The sequence below is a fragment of the Desulfosporosinus sp. SYSU MS00001 genome, from assembly GCF_049943955.1.
Lineage (GTDB): Bacteria > Bacillota > Desulfitobacteriia > Desulfitobacteriales > Desulfitobacteriaceae > Desulfosporosinus.
The window spans coordinates 169218-187190 of record NZ_JBNFTW010000003.1 but is presented as its reverse complement, the minus strand read 5'-3'; the positions used below and the strand labels follow the sequence as shown (position 1 = coordinate 187190).

General features: G+C 42.2%; 23 protein-coding genes and 3 pseudogenes. 5 read left to right on the top strand and 21 right to left on the bottom strand.

Annotated elements, in window-relative coordinates:
- Nucleotides 1-91: 91 nt before the first annotated feature.
- Both ACPUYX_RS07400 and ACPUYX_RS07395 read right to left on the bottom strand, forming a co-directional pair.
- Nucleotides 92-295, bottom strand: a pseudogene (locus ACPUYX_RS07400) (hypothetical protein); the annotation flags it as partial.
- Nucleotides 259-699: a hypothetical protein gene (locus ACPUYX_RS07395; protein WP_426379090.1), complete on the bottom strand. Its 441-nt coding sequence runs from the start codon at nucleotides 697-699 to the stop codon at nucleotides 259-261. The gene ACPUYX_RS07395 and the pseudogene ACPUYX_RS07400, both read right to left, overlap by 37 nt.
- Nucleotides 700-1099: 400 nt before the next feature.
- Here ACPUYX_RS07395 and ACPUYX_RS07390 point away from each other — a divergent pair, with 400 nt between their 5' ends.
- Both ACPUYX_RS07390 and ACPUYX_RS07385 read left to right on the top strand, forming a co-directional pair.
- Complete coding sequence (locus ACPUYX_RS07390; RefSeq protein ID WP_426379089.1) at nucleotides 1100-1369, top strand: type II toxin-antitoxin system RelB/DinJ family antitoxin; 270 nt, start codon at nucleotides 1100-1102, stop codon at nucleotides 1367-1369.
- Nucleotides 1362-1634 (top strand): type II toxin-antitoxin system YafQ family toxin, encoded by a 273-nt coding sequence (locus ACPUYX_RS07385; protein WP_426379088.1) that lies wholly within the window; start codon nucleotides 1362-1364, stop codon nucleotides 1632-1634. Before ACPUYX_RS07390 ends, ACPUYX_RS07385 begins: the two co-directional genes overlap by 8 nt.
- A 5-nt stretch (nucleotides 1635-1639) precedes the next feature.
- Here ACPUYX_RS07385 and ACPUYX_RS07380 read toward each other — a convergent pair whose 3' ends face one another.
- Nucleotides 1640-1795, bottom strand: a complete 156-nt coding sequence (locus tag ACPUYX_RS07380) for a hypothetical protein (protein ID WP_426379087.1) — start codon at nucleotides 1793-1795, stop codon at nucleotides 1640-1642.
- A 274-nt stretch (nucleotides 1796-2069) separates the two neighbouring features.
- Nucleotides 2070-2237, bottom strand: a complete 168-nt coding sequence (locus ACPUYX_RS07375) for a threonine/serine exporter family protein (RefSeq protein WP_426379086.1) — start codon at nucleotides 2235-2237, stop codon at nucleotides 2070-2072.
- A 224-nt stretch (nucleotides 2238-2461) separates the two neighbouring features.
- On the opposite strand from ACPUYX_RS07375, the gene ACPUYX_RS07370 reads away from it, so the two are divergent.
- A complete protein-coding gene (locus tag ACPUYX_RS07370) occupies nucleotides 2462-4633 on the top strand; it encodes an ATP-dependent helicase (protein WP_426379085.1) in 2172 nt (723 codons plus the stop codon).
- Here the strand turns inward: ACPUYX_RS07370 and ACPUYX_RS07365 are convergent.
- The 8 genes and pseudogenes from ACPUYX_RS07365 to ACPUYX_RS07330 all read right to left on the bottom strand — a co-directional run.
- Nucleotides 4613-4900, bottom strand: a pseudogene (locus ACPUYX_RS07365) (Rossmann-like domain-containing protein); the annotation flags it as partial. The gene ACPUYX_RS07370 and the pseudogene ACPUYX_RS07365 sit on opposite strands and share 21 nt — an antisense overlap.
- Before the next feature lie 37 nt (nucleotides 4901-4937).
- Complete coding sequence (locus ACPUYX_RS07360; RefSeq protein ID WP_426379084.1) at nucleotides 4938-6335, bottom strand: S26 family signal peptidase; 1398 nt, start codon at nucleotides 6333-6335, stop codon at nucleotides 4938-4940.
- Entirely contained in the window at nucleotides 6319-7290 is a 972-nt protein-coding gene (locus ACPUYX_RS07355) for a hypothetical protein (protein WP_426379083.1), read from the bottom strand. Before ACPUYX_RS07355 ends, ACPUYX_RS07360 begins: the two co-directional genes overlap by 17 nt.
- 25 nt (nucleotides 7291-7315) lie before the next feature.
- Nucleotides 7316-7855 (bottom strand): signal peptidase I, encoded by a 540-nt coding sequence (locus tag ACPUYX_RS07350; protein ID WP_426379082.1) that lies wholly within the window; start codon nucleotides 7853-7855, stop codon nucleotides 7316-7318.
- Nucleotides 7856-8021: 166 nt separating this feature from the next.
- On the bottom strand, nucleotides 8022-8552 hold the full coding sequence (locus ACPUYX_RS07345; protein ID WP_426379081.1) for a hypothetical protein: 531 nt from the start codon (nucleotides 8550-8552) through the stop codon (nucleotides 8022-8024).
- 233 nt (nucleotides 8553-8785) lie between these two features.
- Nucleotides 8786-9739: a cellulose binding domain-containing protein gene (locus ACPUYX_RS07340; protein WP_426379080.1), complete on the bottom strand. Its 954-nt coding sequence runs from the start codon at nucleotides 9737-9739 to the stop codon at nucleotides 8786-8788.
- 458 nt (nucleotides 9740-10197) lie between these two features.
- Nucleotides 10198-10377, bottom strand: a complete 180-nt coding sequence (locus ACPUYX_RS07335) for a Spo0E family sporulation regulatory protein-aspartic acid phosphatase (protein ID WP_426379079.1) — start codon at nucleotides 10375-10377, stop codon at nucleotides 10198-10200.
- 185 nt (nucleotides 10378-10562) lie between these two features.
- Nucleotides 10563-10763: a helix-turn-helix domain-containing protein gene (locus tag ACPUYX_RS07330; protein WP_088228301.1), complete on the bottom strand. Its 201-nt coding sequence runs from the start codon at nucleotides 10761-10763 to the stop codon at nucleotides 10563-10565.
- A gap of 149 nt (nucleotides 10764-10912) precedes the next feature.
- Between ACPUYX_RS07330 and ACPUYX_RS07325 the strand changes: the two genes are divergently transcribed.
- Entirely contained in the window at nucleotides 10913-11488 is a 576-nt protein-coding gene (locus tag ACPUYX_RS07325; protein WP_426379078.1) for a helix-turn-helix domain-containing protein, read from the top strand.
- A 41-nt stretch (nucleotides 11489-11529) separates the two neighbouring features.
- Here the strand turns inward: ACPUYX_RS07325 and ACPUYX_RS07320 are convergent, their stop codons facing one another.
- A complete protein-coding gene (locus ACPUYX_RS07320; protein WP_426379077.1) occupies nucleotides 11530-11871 on the bottom strand; it encodes a winged helix-turn-helix transcriptional regulator in 342 nt (113 codons plus the stop codon).
- Nucleotides 11872-11983: 112 nt separating this feature from the next.
- Here ACPUYX_RS07320 and ACPUYX_RS07315 point away from each other — a divergent pair, with 112 nt between their 5' ends.
- Nucleotides 11984-12376 (top strand): pyridoxamine 5'-phosphate oxidase family protein, encoded by a 393-nt coding sequence (locus ACPUYX_RS07315; RefSeq protein ID WP_426379076.1) that lies wholly within the window; start codon nucleotides 11984-11986, stop codon nucleotides 12374-12376.
- A gap of 66 nt (nucleotides 12377-12442) precedes the next feature.
- On the opposite strand, the gene ACPUYX_RS07310 is transcribed toward ACPUYX_RS07315, so the two are convergent.
- From ACPUYX_RS07310 to ACPUYX_RS07275, 8 genes and pseudogenes are all read right to left on the bottom strand, one after another.
- Nucleotides 12443-12946: a PaaI family thioesterase gene (locus tag ACPUYX_RS07310; RefSeq protein WP_426379075.1), complete on the bottom strand. Its 504-nt coding sequence runs from the start codon at nucleotides 12944-12946 to the stop codon at nucleotides 12443-12445.
- Nucleotides 12947-13197: 251 nt separating this feature from the next.
- The gene (locus tag ACPUYX_RS07305) at nucleotides 13198-13521 is read right to left on the bottom strand and encodes a thioredoxin family protein (protein WP_426379074.1); all 324 of its coding nucleotides are present in this window, start codon (nucleotides 13519-13521) and stop codon (nucleotides 13198-13200) included.
- 155 nt (nucleotides 13522-13676) lie between these two features.
- A complete protein-coding gene (locus tag ACPUYX_RS07300; protein WP_426379073.1) occupies nucleotides 13677-14492 on the bottom strand; it encodes a nitroreductase family protein in 816 nt (271 codons plus the stop codon).
- 150 nt (nucleotides 14493-14642) lie between these two features.
- On the bottom strand, nucleotides 14643-15248 hold the full coding sequence (locus ACPUYX_RS07295; RefSeq protein WP_426379072.1) for a TetR family transcriptional regulator C-terminal domain-containing protein: 606 nt from the start codon (nucleotides 15246-15248) through the stop codon (nucleotides 14643-14645).
- Nucleotides 15249-15300: 52 nt separating this feature from the next.
- A pseudogene (locus ACPUYX_RS07290) lies at nucleotides 15301-15496 on the bottom strand (Uma2 family endonuclease); the annotation flags it as partial.
- A gap of 93 nt (nucleotides 15497-15589) precedes the next feature.
- The gene (locus tag ACPUYX_RS07285; RefSeq protein ID WP_426379071.1) at nucleotides 15590-15988 is read right to left on the bottom strand and encodes a rhodanese-like domain-containing protein; all 399 of its coding nucleotides are present in this window, start codon (nucleotides 15986-15988) and stop codon (nucleotides 15590-15592) included.
- 541 nt (nucleotides 15989-16529) lie between these two features.
- Nucleotides 16530-17132, bottom strand: a complete 603-nt coding sequence (locus ACPUYX_RS07280) for a flavodoxin family protein (RefSeq protein ID WP_426379070.1) — start codon at nucleotides 17130-17132, stop codon at nucleotides 16530-16532.
- 267 nt (nucleotides 17133-17399) lie between these two features.
- The gene (locus ACPUYX_RS07275) at nucleotides 17400-17966 is read right to left on the bottom strand and encodes a hypothetical protein (RefSeq protein ID WP_426379069.1); all 567 of its coding nucleotides are present in this window, start codon (nucleotides 17964-17966) and stop codon (nucleotides 17400-17402) included.
- Nucleotides 17967-17973 lie beyond the last annotated feature (7 nt).

Sequence of the window (17973 nt, the reverse complement as noted above, 5' to 3'; positions counted from 1 at the left end):
AAAGGACTGACGTGTTGCTTGCACGCCAGCCCAGCAGATTGTCTAACCAAGCGGTTAGTGCGTTATTAACTCAGTGTGCTGCGCCTTCCGTTAGTGCTGCAGCCAGCAACCGTTCCCTCTCGTCATCCACCTGATAGCACTTGAGCAGACCGGCTTGAGCCGCCAGTCCCACAACCGTCGCTTTTTTGCTGTAAACGTCCTTGGGTGTCACATGATAACCCTCGAAAAACTCTCTGACCTTGAGCTCCTGTTTAGTCTCTATAAGATCATAGAGCTTGCTGATAATATTACACTTAAGAGATCACAGGCACATAGATTTTCTGATTTGCCGTCTGGAACTTCCATCTCATCTATTACAGGAATAGTAATGAGGCCATCCCGATCATCGCCGACCACCTTTCCCTTATGATTGGCGAGCCAATAAGCGGCGTAAGCACATAAAAAAGCATCCAGCCTGTCCTCAAGGTTCTTATACCCCTTCTTAGACATAGCCTGAATGCTTGATGAATGATTAAAGAAATCTTCTATATTATGAACGGAAGGATTAAAGTCGCCCAGCCTTTGCAAAAGGCTGACCATCCGCCCCATTTCTGTCTTGGTTGTTTCAAAGGCAATCTTATGTTTGATTTTATATTTAACTGGAAAAGCGTCGGGAAAAAGGCCTAAGGTTATTCCCGTGGGAAAGGTTTCGATAATCACATGCTTTTCATTGCTTAAGCTTCCTCAACACGCCTATTAAGCTTAGAAATTGCCCTAGGTCCGGCAATAAATACTTTTATTTCGAATCACCCTTGTTACCCATTTTTTCTCCTCCACATATGACCTTCAATATTGTATTCAGGAAACAGCAGCTTGGATTTATCTTTCAAATTATTTTTGCCCAACTGCTACTGGGCTGAAAACAACATAGACGATGTGGGGAACTGGAAAAACTATAATGGTTACAACTTTAATCTAAATCAAAAATGTCTCCATTAATTCCAATTCCGCAGTTTTATAGAATCGTAGATTTGTAATGACATCGTAAAGCAAATCGGTGCATTTTTTGAATAACTGTATATAATACTATATAATCAAGGTATCGAAAGGAGTTGGTATTATGGCTAATACAACTAACTTAAATATTCGTGTGGATGAAGAATTAAAGCGCAAGGCTGAGGCCATATTCGCCGAGCTAGGGCTTAATATGTCCACAGCTATGAATATTTTCCTGCGTTATTCCGTTCGCTACGGCGGCATTCCTTTTGACCTCCGTATTGAACAACCAAATGCTGAAACCTTAGCTGCTATTGATGATGTCAATAACAATCGCAATATGAGCAAAGCCTTTGACAGCGTCAGTGCTTTAATGGAGGACCTGAATGCTTAGAATTAGGTACTCCAGCCGATTTAAACGAGACTTTAAAGCTGTTATTAAGCGTGGCTATGATGTTCGTCTGCTTGAAGAGGTCCTTAACCTTCTTGTTCAAGAAAAGACTCTTCCTCAGCAATACCTCGACCATCCTCTTACTGGTAACTATACCGGGCATCGGGAATGCCATATCACTCCTGACTGGCTGCTGATTTATAAAGTTGAAAAGGGCATTTTGATATTGTCTTTGACACGAACAGGAACACATAGTGATTTATTTTAATAAGCTTACTCATTAGCAACGAGCTGGCCGCGATACGGGATATCAGGATGGTCGATATGACCACCAACGATCTCTACGATCCGCCGATGACATAAGCGATTTGCCCACAGAAAAAAAGGCGCCTTTTGAACGGAACTCAGTTCAAAAGGCGCTTTTTTCATTTTGTCCCCTTCGTTAACCTGGTAGACCCAAGGGATAGAGCCCCCCCTGCGCGCTTAGACCAACCTTGTCTAATTATTTGCCATGATATTTTCTTTTAATGTAACATTGGCATTCTAATAACGCGCATTTGGATTATTTTAAGCTTAGGTATTGCCCTAGGTTCAGCAATAAAAAGCATTTGCCAGACCGCAGATTAAAACGATCTGGCAAATATACTTTCTAACGATCTTCACCTATTATTTCCCCTGTGAAGCCGTTTCCGATCCTGATTTTTTACAACCTACTATTGATCGCATAGCTCATTGTGTTGTATAAGGCCCGGCCAGGAACTAGTGGAATAATAGCTGCTATTAAAAAAGTAGTAGCAGGCGTTTTCTCGATTCGGGCGCATATCTCCGAGTAAAAGGTTACTATAATAGCCGCTACGAAGTACTGCGTCATATCGCCGCTTAGCCAGAGACCACACCCAGTAAGTATATCACCCACGCTAACATACCACTTAAAGCACCTTCAAGCAAAGGTTCAAGTTATAGATGGTTCTTGCAAAGTAATGTATAATTAAGATAACAAACGCACGTTCGATAGGCAAGCTTAATTTTGGATGCTGGCACCTGGTTAAACAAACGTATTCATGAATTTAGTTGAAGAAAGTGGTGACGAACAGGATGAGTGACATCTTGGCGGGACTTAATGAACAGCAGCGACAGGCAGTAACTGCCACGGAGGGCTTCATACGCGTGATTGCGGGTGCGGGGTCAGGTAAAACCCGCGCGCTGTCGCATCGTTTTGCCTATCTTGTCAATGAGATTGGCATTATGCCGTCCAACATCCTCTGTGTCACATTTACCAATAAATCCGCTCAGGAGATGAAGCATCGCATCCGCCGGCTCTGTGGCGACAACGATACCGGCTATATCAGCACGTTCCATAGCTTCTGTGTAACAGTTTTGCAGGAGGACATCAATGCTGTCCACTATCCGAAAAGCTTTCTTGTTCTTGACAATTCTGATATCAACGATATGCTGAAGATCATTTACGAAGAACGGGGCCTCACCTTGCGGCATATGACCTTCTCTAAGGCGAGAGACATGATCGAAATCCGCAAGCTGTTTAAAGATCCGGAGTACTACAAATTTATGGTTTCTCTTTCCCTTGAAGAGCTGTACCTCAAGTATCAGAATGCCGTGGAAGCGGAGGACATTATTTTCTGGGGATACCTGTATCAGGAAAAGAAATGTTTCGGACTCGACTACAACGACCTGATTAAATATGTACTCTACATCTTCAGTGTGGACGCTGAGATCCGGCTGAAGTGGCAGCAGCGGCTGGAATACATCATGATTGACGAGTATCAGGATATTGACGAGCTGCAGTACCGGCTGATGAAGGTGCTGTGTGATTATCACAAAAACCTTTTTATCGTAGGCGATCCGGATCAGACGATCTACACCTGGCGCGGTGCCCGGCTCAAATATCTGCTGGACTTTGACCAGGAATTCCCCCAGGTCCGCACCATCATGATGATGGAGAATTATCGCTCAACACCACAGATTCTCGCTGCAGCGAATTCTTTAATTAGAAACAACAAAAAACGCATCGACAAGGTCTTGCTTCCTACGCTGCCGGACGGGGTTCCGGTTGTTTACCATCATGCCAAAACAGCGGAGGCGGAGGCCGAATGGATTGCGCTGCAAATCAAGGAACTGCTTGCTCAGGGCGCAGAACTAAGCGACGTGACAATCCTCTACCGCGCCCATTTCATCTCCCGTACGCTGGAGGAGGTATTTCTGAAAGAAAAACTTCCCTACACGATCTATAGCGGCGTACAATTTTTCAGTCGAATGGAGATCAAGGATACTCTCGCTTATCTCCGGCTCATTCTCTATAAGGACGATCTGTCCTTCCTGCGGATTGCTAACGTGCCGAAACGCAATATCGGCGTGCGGCGCATGAAATTTTTGCAAGAGTATGCCGCCCAAAATCAATGTTCCCTTTACAACGCTCTCGAACGAACCATCGACCAGGAAATTTTCAAGGGCACGAAGGCCAAGGGTTTTCTCAATTTAATCGAGCATTTTTCCGCAGGTTATCAGACGATGCCGATTTCCGACTTGTTAAATTCGCTCCTTGACCAAAGCGGCTATGAGGCAATGCTCCGGACGGAAGGAAGTCAGGAGCGGCTGGACAATTTGGCAGAGCTCAAACAATCGGTTTATGAATACGAGACCACAAGCGGAGAGGAAAACACCTTAGAAACCTATTTGTCTCATATAGGGCTGCTGACAACTACCGATATAGCTTCCAACAAAAATACGGTTAAACTGATGACCGTACATACGGCGAAGGGCCTGGAGTTTCCCTATGTGTTCCTTTGCGGTCTTGGAGAAGGCGTGTTTCCCTCAAAAAAGACCAAGACGCTTGAAGCCATGGAAGAAGAGCGGCGGCTTGCCTTTGTCGCTTTCACCCGTGCGGAAAAAGCTTTGTACCTGACTGATGCGGAGGGACGGAACTTGGACGGTTCCTATCGCTATCCGTCCCGTTTCATTTTCAATGTAGCCAAGGATCTGCTGGTTTACACGGCAGAACTTGATGAAGATCTGGTCAAGGAATCAAATTGGCATATCACCAGCAGTGAGAAGCTAATAGAAGCGAAGTCTTCCGAGTTCCCTTTCCGACCCGGCGACCGTATTGTGCACGACATCATGGGTGCCGGCGAAGTCCTTGAAATCAATCGTGACAAAGCTGCCTACTTAATTAAGTTCGACGGCCTTGGAACGGTGAGGAATATAAGCCTGAGAGCCAAAATCAAAGCAGAAAACGACAGAGAAGGAAGTTAGATAGGCATAATCCGCTTCGGGTAGCAGATATTCAGAGTCCGGCATAGGGTAGTCTCCCTCTAACGGTTCCCATTCGATGATGAAAAAATCGCAGACCGGTTCCAGCAGATTCTCCAAGTATGGAAAATGGCCGACGACCACCACAACCTTTTTCCCCTTGCCTTTATTCTGGGACATAATAAAGGGATCATAGCGCCGGTCTTCCACGCGCCGGACATCCGAAAATTCCACACCATCGGCTCTGGCCACCTGAGGATTGTTATAATAACACCTTCAAAGTATTTGATTGCCACATTCCTGCCCATTACGAATTCTCTTTTCTAAAATATTTATAAATTTGCCCCTGATAAAAGATCAGAACAGCGGGAACCAGTAAGAATAGAATCCTGCCCACAATGGTATTGGCGAAGAGAATCAGTGCTCCCAACCAGCGGTTCCTGCCGCAATATAGTCCATGGACCGCCTGTCGTGCGACGGTTTTCTTCATGGCTCCTATTTGGGACATAGGGGGATAATTGTCGATATCCACGGTTAGTGGATTTCCTGCCTTGATAACCCGTTCTACAAAGAGTACATTATTTTCTTCAAAAAGGATGATTTGTCCTTTTACAATCGGGTACTGGACATCGACTTTCTGAAAATAGGCCAGATCATTGATCATAATCCCCGGTTCCATAGTGCTGGTACTAAACACAAAAGGGATTACTCCACGTATGGTGACCTCTTGACCTGGAGTGGAAGAATTAATCAGGATAATGATGACATTGAAGGCCAGGGCGGCACAAATGAAAGCAATCAGGAATAAGGTGGTCACCGTATCGACAATTCTGCCGCGCCATCCTTCCTTCACCTTGCCGTTAATCAATTTCTGCCTGCCCGTTCTAGAATCGATTTCCACCAAATTCACACCTGCCGGGATAATAGCTGAGTCGGAAGGAAGATTATAATACTTAGCCAGATTTTGGCATCGCAACAAACATATCAGCCCGCAGACCAGCATAGCCGCCGCCTCGACCGGCCAATACAATGAAAGTTTCAGATCGAACAGGATAAAAATATTCTGCATTAATACACGATTAGAAATAATTGCATACTGTCCCAACGTTATTTTCATCACGAAAATAATCACTGCAGTTAAGAAGGTCCAATATCGGCCGTTAATTACTGTCTTGGCGTAAAGGGAAAACGTCATGGCAAGGATTGTCATAAGGAGCAAGTCTCCAAACCCCACAAGGTAGAGGGTTGGCAGATAAGCGACTATGAAGGTGTATTTCAGAAAAAAAGTGAGGATTATCGTAACCGCAAAACCAACGGTATAAATTAGCAGTACAGAATACATTAAAGCAGCGAACTTGGAAACAAGCATGCTCATTGGCCGATAGCCCATTTTAATCAGAAGATACCAGGAGTTTTTTCTGATCTCTGAGAAAAAAAGATAATCGTAGTAAACAATGAAATAGATAATGTTAAAAATGACTGCTATGTGAATATAAAGGTAAACTGTGGAAAAGTAACTGGCTTGCATGATTTCGGGAACGACATCAGAAAGTACGCTTTTCTGTAATGTTTGAAACACAAAGTAAAGGGCAAATGAAACAAGACCCAAAAACAAAGCCGAGGCCATTTTTCGATTCGTGCTGATTTTATTTCCCATGTAGGCTTGGCGAAGTTCTTTTTTGAAATAGCTATTCTTGTAAATCATGCTGCCGTATAAGCTCCTCATAGGCATTTTGCACTGTTTTAGAATTAATCTCTATAGAATCTGGTGTAAAGCCAGACTCTATGATTTTTTTATAAATAATACCATGGTCACTGACTTCTGAAGTTTTGCGGCTAATCATCAGACTTCCGCCTTTAACGTCCAGCACATGACCTGGAAGCAGCAGGGTAAGTTTTTCTTTCATTGACTCAACGGCTTTATCCCGGATAATCACTTCCACCTTGTCAAAACTCAAACGAAAACTCTCAACAGTGCCACTGTAGATTAATAGTCCATTTTTCATTATTGCCGTATGCGAACAGGCCTTCTCGATCAGAAGGCAGTTCTGTGTGGCGAAGATTAAGGTTTTTCTTTTCTCCTTAATAAAACTTGTGATTCTGGAGATTGCATCAATAAGTACTTCATCCCAAACGTATTCAGGAAGATTAAAGACGATCATCAAGCTGTCGGAGTAAGCAGCTGCAATTAAGGTAATGACGGCTTTTTCCTCTTTGGTCAGCATATAGTTGGGCGTCAAGGAAAGGTGGCCCAATCCGATTGCTATGATTAATTCAAAAATCTCTTCCTGCAGCTCCACCCGATTGATCTTAGATTTAGCGGCAGCGAACATCAAAAATTCCAGCACATTCATATTGTTATAAAGCATCTCAGAGCCCCCGATATAAAATACATGCTTGAGAATCACCCGTTTGAGCCTCATCATGCCACGCTCGATCAACACGCATTTTCCCTTGTCATAGGGTCGGATATTTGCCATAATTTCCAACAACAGCTTGATTTCAAACAGTGAAGTCCCATTGATACCCCAGATTTCCGCACTTCTGATCAACAAGTTGATATCATCCAGCACCCGCCGGGGCTTCTCTCCTTCAACCAAAAAATGTTCACTTGATGCAACGCCTTCCATTACTACAATCTGCTCCGGAACATGTTCCATGTTTATTTCTCCCATTACGTCTGCTTTATGTTAACGGTATTTTAGCAAAAAATACCCCGATCACCCGATTGGGCGTGAGCAGATCCTGATCCGGTGAATTTATCGGATTATCCCCCTTTGTGCGGTAAGCTTTACTGCCGTTGTTATTAATAACCTCTATAATCCGATGGGTAACAATAGCGTTGGATAAGGTTCTGAAGGTCACGATTTGATTGACTTTAAGATTTCCCGGGTCTCTGGGTATGCGGCTGACAATCATTGTTCCGACTTCCAGAGTAGGCTCCATACTGCCAGACTCCACGGAAAAAACCTGAAAACCCAGGACGTTAGGAATTCCTCCCCTGCCCTTGGTAATTTGGATGGAAATAATAGACCACACCAGAAGCAGACACAAAGCTAAAAATACCGCTCCACTCACTGTTTTCAGAGCCCTTCTTCCATGGGGCAGCCGGCTTTCAGACGGGGCTTTTCCAGAAGATATTCCCGCCAGTTTTTCTTTTTCATGCAGTATTTCCTGGCGCATTGCTTCGATTTGTTCCTGGGTCGTATACCTTGTTGGTGTCATGGATTCAACCTTCTTTTAGGGGAATAGTGCCCAGCTCAAACGATTGATTTTCTTATTATGTCCTATGGCTATGTAAAAAATCAAAGCATTGCACGTCGAAAACAGACAGGGCGCGAGAACTATACTACCTCTCGCGCCCTGTTGAAATATTAATAAATTATCTTATTTATTGCTGAGTCCCGGTAACAGACACCTTAACGTCTGTTCCATAATTTGCTCCCGCATAATTGATATCTGAGTTATTATCGCCAGGCCAGTTCACTGATACTGTATAGGTTTTCTCTTGTCCGGTAGGGCTCAGCGCAAAGGCATCGTTAAATACAATTCTGCCACTTGAGTTAACTGTACCAACAGTATCACCGTTAGAGTTTTTGACAGTCACTACCAACGGGGCTATCACACTCTTACCAGCCTCTGCTTCAACATCCACAGCAAAATTCAGGCCCATGGCAGTCTCACTTATTACATCACCGTCATAGTTTTTAACGCTGAACTGCCAACTCGTTGTTTCAGACGGGGCTATTTTTACATCCTTCGTAAACGTATCTGTTCCGCCTTTTATTAAGGTAAATTCCTTGGCAACGACACTGCCTTCAGCAACATTATCGATCGTTGTCGTATACATAGCCAAGGTTCCGGCGACTACAGACGTGGATAGAACCAAGACAAGGGCGATAATTATCAGTACCTTTTTCATCAGATCATTTCTCCTCCAACCTCAATTGATTATTGATTAAATTCCGGCTCAGTGGTTATTTATCTTGTGCAAATCAGGGTAAATAGTTGTACCGAAACTGGTAACGCTCGTATAGTTGGAAAGAGTGCCCACGGTTAAAGAAACAAATGCTATGGCACACAATACAAGAATTAAGAAAACTTTTTTTCTCATTTTCCCTCCCTCATCTTATCCATATAATCCAGCCAGGGGCCTTAGTTCAAGGATGCCTCGCCAAATTGACATGTTAAATCCACATTCGTAATATCGCTGATATTGCTTCCGCCAACACTAATACTTTGGATTGCTGCAGTACCCATACCCAGTGCCGGACCTCCAAAGGAAACGCTCTGTCCCGGCAAGATATCATCTGTCGCCTGATTGTTATAACCAGGGTTAAGGAATCGATAGTTTCCCGGCGGCGAGGTGGACACTAATTTGGCATTACTCCAGACGCCGGTCAGGGTATCCGTGGGAAGGTAAAAGCCAATGCTCCAATTGTTGATTGGCTGAGAGGTATTATTAGTGATTGTAACTTTATAATTATATTGATAAACACCGCTTTGTCCGTTTTGCCATGGAGTTGTCGTTTCATAGTGAACGCTGACCTGCTTCCCCTGGGATGGAGATGTACTAAAAGGAATCTGAGAAGCAACAGCATTAACATTGATCATCGTTCCATAATTACTGCCTGCATACTTTGCGTCAGAAGAACCATTATCCGGCCAATATATCTGCACGAAGTAGTCCTGCTCCTGTCCATTAACTGCAAGAGGAAATGATCCTAGAACATCAAAGGTCCCTACACCAGTCACACTGTTCAGCGCATTACCTTTCGAGTCTTTGACGATCACATCTAAAGGGGCTATTGCCTTTTTTCCTGACGAGGCTTGTACATTAAAAGTAAGTTTATAGTACATATCAGTTTCAGATACTGTATCACCCTCATAGTTTTTAACTTTGAACTTCCACTGAGTTGTCTCAGACGGCGCTATTTTTAATCCCTGCTGAAAGGTATCAGTACCTCCCCCTACAAAGATGAACTCTTTAGCAACGACACTGCCTTCAGCCAGATTGTCAATGGAGACAGTATACATAGCCAAGGTTCCCGCCACAATTGAACTTAGCATGACTAAAACCAAAGCTAAGATAAAAAGAATTTTTTTCATGGTTCACCTCAATGCTTCAGTGAAAATCAAGGTTATTGAGAATTACTTATAATTTTATTTGTTTTATCCTATCTTTTGTTGCTTCGCTATAATAACATAGTAAAATATAGCGGTCAATTTGTAGATTAATCCAATTTTATCAATGGGCATTGCATCATAGTTATTATTTATACGGATTTACTGCCAAATTATTTAAGTAAACTAATGCCGTTTGTTGTAAAAACAGGTTTACAAGTTTGTTTAACCTCACAAATACAAACATTAGTTAACTATCAGCAAAAAGGCATCTCATAAACAGATGCTTACCATTGATATATACAGTTTGAAATAACAGATAATACAATTTAATGATTCTCTCACAAACTAGAACTAGGTTCAGCAGTAAACTGCTGAACCTAGTTCTAGTTGTAAATATTCACTTACCCAGTGTCTGTTCAGATGTAGTTCATCGGCTATTATTAAGCATTTGTTGGTACCGCTTTTTCCATCAGCAGCTCTTGATACCTGTTTAATACTTCATCCAACTCCTGACTTGCCGTTACAACTACCGGATCTGTATAAGCCCTTCCCTCTTTTGTATTAATCAGGTTCAAGCGTAATTCTTCAATTTGCTTTATTAATTCATCGATCTCAGACATACTATCCTCCGTTAATTTTTATTTGGGGATTAGTGCGCCCAAAAAATCAAGTCCCCGGCAATTCCGAGGACTCTATACTATATATTTTTTTACGTTCTTCATCATTAAGTCCAGTTCAACCTATCCCCTTATTCAGATGAGATTTTAGTTTAATACTATGAGAACCTTACTATGATACATAATTCTTACGATTTATAAAAAATAGTCCAATCAAACATTAAAACGCTGCTAAGTCTTTTCGCAGTTTTGACACCAGGGTTTTTGTTGCCTGACTCTATTTCTGCATAATATGATCTACTTATTCCTGCTTTATTTGCAACTTGTTGCTGTGTTAAATTCCCCCGATATTTTATTAGCCACAGCCTCGTCTTGCCAAATTCAGCCACAATTCCCCCCCTTAATCCCGTTGCATAACGCGACTTAAATTTATCTTAATAATACAGTCGCGATTCGCGACTGTCAATGTTTTTGTTGAGATTCGCGACACTCATTTTAAATGTCGCTTATTGCGACTATACTATAGAGGAGAGGAGGTATGCTTGAAGTGTTAGGAAAAAGGCTGCTATATCTAAGAAATAAGCTCGAACTCACACAAGAGGAGCTGGCAAAAATACTTTGTATGTCTCGAAGTACGTATGCACAATATGAAGTAGATAGACGTAAACCTGATTATGATACTCTGCAAAGAATTGCGGATTATTTTAAGGTCTCTACTGATTTCTTATTAGGACGGACAGAACATTCTGTCCTTGAAGAAAATAATTTTCCCAGCAGGCTAAAGATGATACGTGAACTAAATGGTATCTCCCTAAACCAATTAGCCGAAAATCTTAACATATCTCCAACCGACATATCCCAATTTGAAACAGGCGAAAAATACCCCAACCCCTCTACGTTGAACATCTTGGCAGAAAGCCTGAATTGTTCTGTTGACTTTCTTCTTGGGCGAATCTCTGACCCAAGACCTTATTTACTTGAAAGCCAGCAAGATTACAGTACTTTAGCCGCCGACCGTTTAGACGACTCCCTGGATGATCTGCCCGAAGAAGCGAAAAAGTCACTTGCAGAATTCAAGGAATTCATTCTTAATAAATACCGTAAAGACAATTAAAGGGCGTAGATGTTTGACCTTTATGATTACAGGTATTAAATTTATAAATTCTTGTCCTTCAAGGTTTTGATATATTCGTTGCCCCAAACTTCCAATTCAGCTAACACTTTCTTAAACTTTATGCCTATATCACTTAAAGAATATTCAACCTTCGGCGGGACTTGAGGATAAATCTTTCTTTCGATCAATCCATTCTCTTCCAAAGTGCGTAACTGCTTCGTCAGTGTTGACTGGGTTAAATCAGGCAACTGCCGCTGCAATTCTCCAAAACGCATGGTCCTTTTACCGAGATGGTAAAGAATAAGCATTGACCATTTACCCGAAAGAACCTTCTGTGCTGTTGTATAAGGACATTTCCCAAATAAGTCTTTCTCAGTCTCCATAATCTCCTCCCAATAGTATCTTTTCGAATACTATATATCATAAATAGTCGTACTTGCCATTTCAAGACTTTTATTATAAATTTATTGTAATGAATTTGAAAGGGGATAACTTATGCAAGAAGTTTTGGATTTTCTGAAAAAGTGCCAGACTTATTACTTAGCAACCCTGGATGGAGATCAGCCACGTGTTCGTCCCTTCGGAACTGCCAATATTTTTGAGGGTAAGCTTTATATTCAGACCGGTAAGGTAAAAGACGTTGCCAAACAAATCATGGCCCATCCCAAAATTGAAATTTGCGCTTTTAACGGCCAGGAATGGATTCGTATCAAAGCCCTTGCTGTAGAGGATGAACGTGTTGAAGCAAAGCAGAGTATGCTTGACAGCTATCCTTCACTTCAATCCCGGTATTCCGCAACCGATGACAACACACTGGTACTGTATTTGAAAGATGCCGTAGCTACGATTGCTTCCTTTACAGGCGAACCCAAAATTATTAAATTTTAACTGCTGATTTAAGAGCCTGGAATTTCGACAAGCCACCGTTTTCTGTGAACGGTGGCTTGTTTATTGTTAGATCTCTATTTCATTGGGGTCATTATCTGAGGACACAACTTGCCATTCTTGTTCATCTTCGTTAAAGTCTGCTATTTTCTCGATTGGCATTTTCATGTACTTACCCCAAGCTGTAGCAGCAATATCCCCGTTACGCAATACTATTTCTCCGGTGCCTTCAAACAATCGTTTGGAATCCTTCGTAATTCTGCCCGCAACCCGTAATTCTTCATCCAGGGGAATAGGCTTTTTATATTTGATAGTCAATTCAACGGTAACTCCCCAAATCGTATCATCCTGGATCATGATTGCTCTGCCAATCGTTTCATCCAGAATTGCTCCGGCAATTCCGCCGTGCAGCCTTCCCGGATAACTTTGGTGCTCTTCAAGGGGGTTAAAGATGGCAATCAATTCATTCATGTCGGTTTCGTAAAAAGAAGCTTTTAATCCGAGGTCATTCTTTAAGCCGCAGACCAAGCATTTCTTACTGTTTTGTTGCTTTTTTTGGACTTTCTGTTTCATAGTTCTCCCTCCATGGTTTACCATTTCCTCAATTATACCTCGTTTTGCAGCTCTGCTGAAACAACTTTCGGGGATTCTGTCATTTTCCGGATAGAAATGATGACATTCATTACACTATCTCCGAAAACCTTCGGGAAATAGGCCCTTTTTCAGCTCAAAACTATCAATGCGGGTCCCGAAGAACCCGCATTGACTAACCAGATAAGAATGTCTGATTGAATTTTAAGCCGATTATGCTCGTGCACGCAGCTTCAGGTAACGTGATTTAGGGTTCTTTCAATATTCCGAAAATCAACAAATCTACTCTCCCGCAGAATTTCCCGGCCTTCGTGAACTATCAAAACCGTCGGCACTGTAAATACCAAGGCTTGCCCGGCTATTTCCCTCTGTTCATCAATAGATATCGTGACGACCTTAACCGGATACCCCTCAACGAGATTCAGCAGCTTAGGAAAAACAGCCCGGCAAACATTACAAGTCTCCGAGGAAAAATAAAGAATCATCAATTCTTCTTCAGACTTTAACTGTTCGAGCTGCGCTTCTGTTTGAATTTGAACCGCAGATTCACTGCTCATACTAATTACTCTCCCCTTTGATTGAGCACTATTAAAGTTTTGTTAATCTTCCCTCTCTTGCAGAGAACAACCGCCAAAATTTTCTTCAAAAAGGGAATTTAATCATACGGCTGTGAGACATGGGAAACCGGGCAATATCGGAAAATCCTTCACCTTTACTCCCACCACGACACTTGCAACGGGTTTCTGTCCACTAATCGTTTATAAGTATACTTTGGGAAACCTACTAACAATCCACCGGTGACAACCCTGTTTTCCGGCAGCTTCAAAATATCTAATAATGGTTTATACTTGGCAGAGGCGCACCCTTCAAAGAATCCAGCCCAACAAGTTCCCAATTCAATAGCCGGCGCATAGAGTTCAGCGTACGCGAGTGAGAAATGTGTATTATCACGTCCACGGGGTTGAAAGTTCTTGGGGGTTATGGCCACAATCAGACACGGAGCGTTTCGTAAAATAACATCTTGACCGGTTTTACGATAAGTATCCACTACTCCAGAATAATACTGCGCCCAGGCAGAACCACTTTTTACTTGCTCTTCCATCCAATCGACGGTAGCCGCCGTTATTTGGCGCAGCGTTTCAGCGTTATCAATGACAATGTAAGAAACACCCTGAGTGTTGCCTCCGGTTGGTGCCAATCGCGCGATATCGAGGAGCTGCACTATTTTTTCCCGGGGTACAGGATTTAGTTTGTAGCGGCGAATAGATCGTCGGGAACGGAGAAAGCGGGCTGCAGTGTCAGCGTCAAGGACAGGCACCTTTTCCAGCGGCAACTGTTTGGCGAGGGGTGCCTTCACATTGTCCATTGCTGCCACAGGACAGACAGCCACGCAGTGTCCACAAACAATACAATTTCGTTCTGTGGCCTGCGGCACTTGATTCTCCATAATGATACATCCTGAGGGGCAGACTTCGGCACAAAGTCCACAGCCGATACATTTCTCTTGGTTAACTTGAATCAGGTCCATATTCTTCACTCCTACTTTCCACTTTTTCTAGTCTTCGGCAAATTCATCATAATTAACAAATTCCACACTTAAAATGACCATTCGTTTAAAAATGTTTTAAAAAATACCTTTAGCAAGGGCTGCATATTAGTATTAGTATAAATTACTTTTTTACGGTATGAGTATCCTTTCAAATAATGTCTCAATCGTATTTTTTACCGGTTTCGTTGATTTTTCGATCTTCATTCGTAACAAACTGCCTTGCCAAGCATCCCAGAACAAATCAGCTAAACATTCTGCCGATAAATCGATCCTAACTTTACCACTCTTCTGGCCACTTAGTAAACGTTGCGCTAATATCTCTTTGAATTCACCGACAGCAATCTTTAAGGCCGCACGACATTCTTCACTAGCTTCACTGATTTCACCTGCTAAGTTACCCAACAAGCAACCCTTCTTGGGGTCAGCAGATTCATATGCTGCAGCGAGCTTTACAAAAACTGTACTTAACGCCAAATACGCATCGCCATAATCTTCTGCCTCCAAAAAAGTTTTCCATTGCTCAATATGAGTTTCGGTATAAAAACGAATAATTTCTACGCCGAACTCTTCCTTGCTGGCAAAATAATTATAGAATGAGCCTTTAGGAATACCAGCAATGGTGGCGATTTCTTGAATACCCGTGGCATTAAAGCCTTTTTGCTCCAAAAGAGCTAAGCCGGTTTCTAATAGTTTCTTTTTCGTTTGTTCTAAGTCTTCGCATTTTTTTCTAGCCATGCTTTTAATTATATAACCGGTCATATTAATTGTAAATATTCAAAGTTTCATTTTACAGACCAGCAAAAACCGGATTAAGATCAATTATTAAGTCGGGTAAGGCGCTTACCTTTATTTTCTTCATCAGAATATACATCCGGCCGTCCATAGCGCTTATTGTTCTGTAAAGTAAATACGCTCACAAACTTGCCATCCGGTTCAATGATCCAATATTCTTTAACCCCTGCCTTTTCAAATCTATTAAACTTCTTCATGATCATAACAATGAGTGTCGCAAATGCAATCATGAGATACATCGCCTCCAGCATTTACGGGTAAAGCAGGTGAGGGTGAAAGAGATTCTACTTCTTACCGGATACAGTCTTATACGGCCAGCGTATTATACCGCCCAAATTGTAAAGATTAGAATACCCCAGCTTTAATAACATCTTTACTGCAGCTTTGCTTCGATTGCCGCTCCTGCAATAGACAAAAATAGTAGCTTGCTTGTTGGGAAGTCTTTTGCCGGCTTCTCTAGCCAACACGTTCAAAGGAATCAACGTGCTTCGAGGAATGTGTTTCTCGGCATATTCATGTTCGGTCCTAACATCCAGAAGAATGATATTCTTTTCAGTATCCAGTCTCTTTTTTGCTTCTGAAGGCCCGATCCGTAATTTATTAACCTCTTTGTCGGAGTACTTGCCGTATAGCCAGATTATTATTACTCCAACTATAATGGATATAGTTATTGTCTGGTTCATACTGTATCCTTTCCCCTTTATACTATTAATAAGGACCCAATATACCCCGTATGGGTATATTGGAATTGTAGGTCAAATTATTACTTTTGTCAATCAAAATAATCTGTATATCCTGTCATACTATTAATGGACGCTGCTTCTCTTTTAATAAAATCGTCGATAATATCTGAGCCAAAGTGACTTCCTCGGCCATCGAGAATTATAGTTATTGATAAGTGCTTTCTTGCCGTCGCATTGCTGTATAGTAGCTAAGCAAAAAACAAATTAAGCATCAATTTTTGTCACAATGCTCGGACATATTACGTAAATTATTCTAGGAAATCTTATCTTCTGTCATCTCAGATGAAAGGAGATGGCAAATATGTATCCTTGGTGCTGGGGCAATAGAATCTTTGGCTACAGATGTTTTTATCCATGTTATTGCCGCCCTTGGTATTGGTAAGATTATCTGGTGAAACAGCCCCTAATGCCGTTTTCGGTATTAGGGGCTGTTCTTATCTGTCTCTATTGGTTCCTATTACTCAAGCCAATTAGCCTTCTCTCATGACCGATAACGAAGTGATTGAGTTGCTCCGGCTACCTCCACAACGCGTCGAACCATAATGTGCACCCGTTCTATCGCATTAACGTCTTCCCTAGACGGCTGCTGAGCGCAGACTCCTTGATGCCCGCAGTCGAAATCCCGGTGCCCGTCTCCGACAATGATCATCCCCTGCACCAGCATTAGGTCATGGATTGCCTTCAGAGTGGTCTCCTGGCCGCCGAAGCGAGCCATCGCAACCGTTACCGCTCCCCCCACCACATTTAGAAGTGCCTTGCTCTGCCATAGCGTATTGGTTTTGTCCCAGAAAGCCGCCAGCTGTCCGCTGATGGTGCCGTAGTAGACTGGGCTTCCGATAATCAATCCGTCTGTCCGTTTGAGTAGTGCGAGCGCCTCGCCCAGCTTGTTGCCTTTGGCGCAGGCAGCATTGCAGGGATAGGTACAGCTATTACAGAAAGGCTGGGCAAGATCATTCAACACCTCAGCCACATTGATTAACTGGGTTTCCGATCCTAGTTTCTGAGCCGCCGACAGGGCCTCCCGAAGCAGCAGGGCCGTGTTGCCATCCCGGTTGGGGCTGCCGTTGATTGCCGCTATCAACAATGATACCACCTCCTTAAAAGAACGCTTCTATATATCCTATATTCGCCACTCATGGAAAATTTACTTCATTTTTCTTAGAGCCTAATACCGAAAGTTATAGAAAAAGCTGCCGTAAGGCAGCTCTTGAATTCTATTTTATGAGGTACAACTATGAATAATGGGAAGTAGAAATTAGGTGTTATTAAAAAACACAAATCCATCAATCAACTTTTCGTTAGAATTGAGTATATTTTGTTCACCTTATCAATAATTTCGTTTTACATACATTTATTCTTTTATCTTGCCGACACTTTTTAAAGCATCGTAGATTTTTTGATTGCCTCTTGGGTCGGATTGGCTATTTGTAGTTTTACCAGGATACCCTGATATAATATGTATTGTATTTTGTGGAGACATCGGCAGCACCATAACTGACGGTATACTAGATGTTTGTGATGAAAGCGGTGACCAAAACGCTCCCAAATATACTCTTTCATCATTTGCTACTACAACAAAAGGTAACCCAGAGAGTGGCACATAGTCTAATACCTCGTAAAGGTCAAAGTCTTTTCTAAGTTCTAGTTCATGTTCCTTCCATTTATATACTTTCAAGTCTTTATCCGTTAACACAGGTTGCGTTTCCAACCGCAACTCTTCAAGTTTAGTGTTCATTGCGTTTCCTGCTTGCTCTCCCTTAACTAAAAATATTGCGAAATGATTAGCAACCTTATTGTATTTCATACTACTAACAGCTATTTTATTTGGATCATTTGACTTTTCAATACAACCTGCCAAAATAAGTATGAAAAAAAGTAAAAATAAAGGAACCATTTTTATTAATAAACTCTTCTTCATATACTCA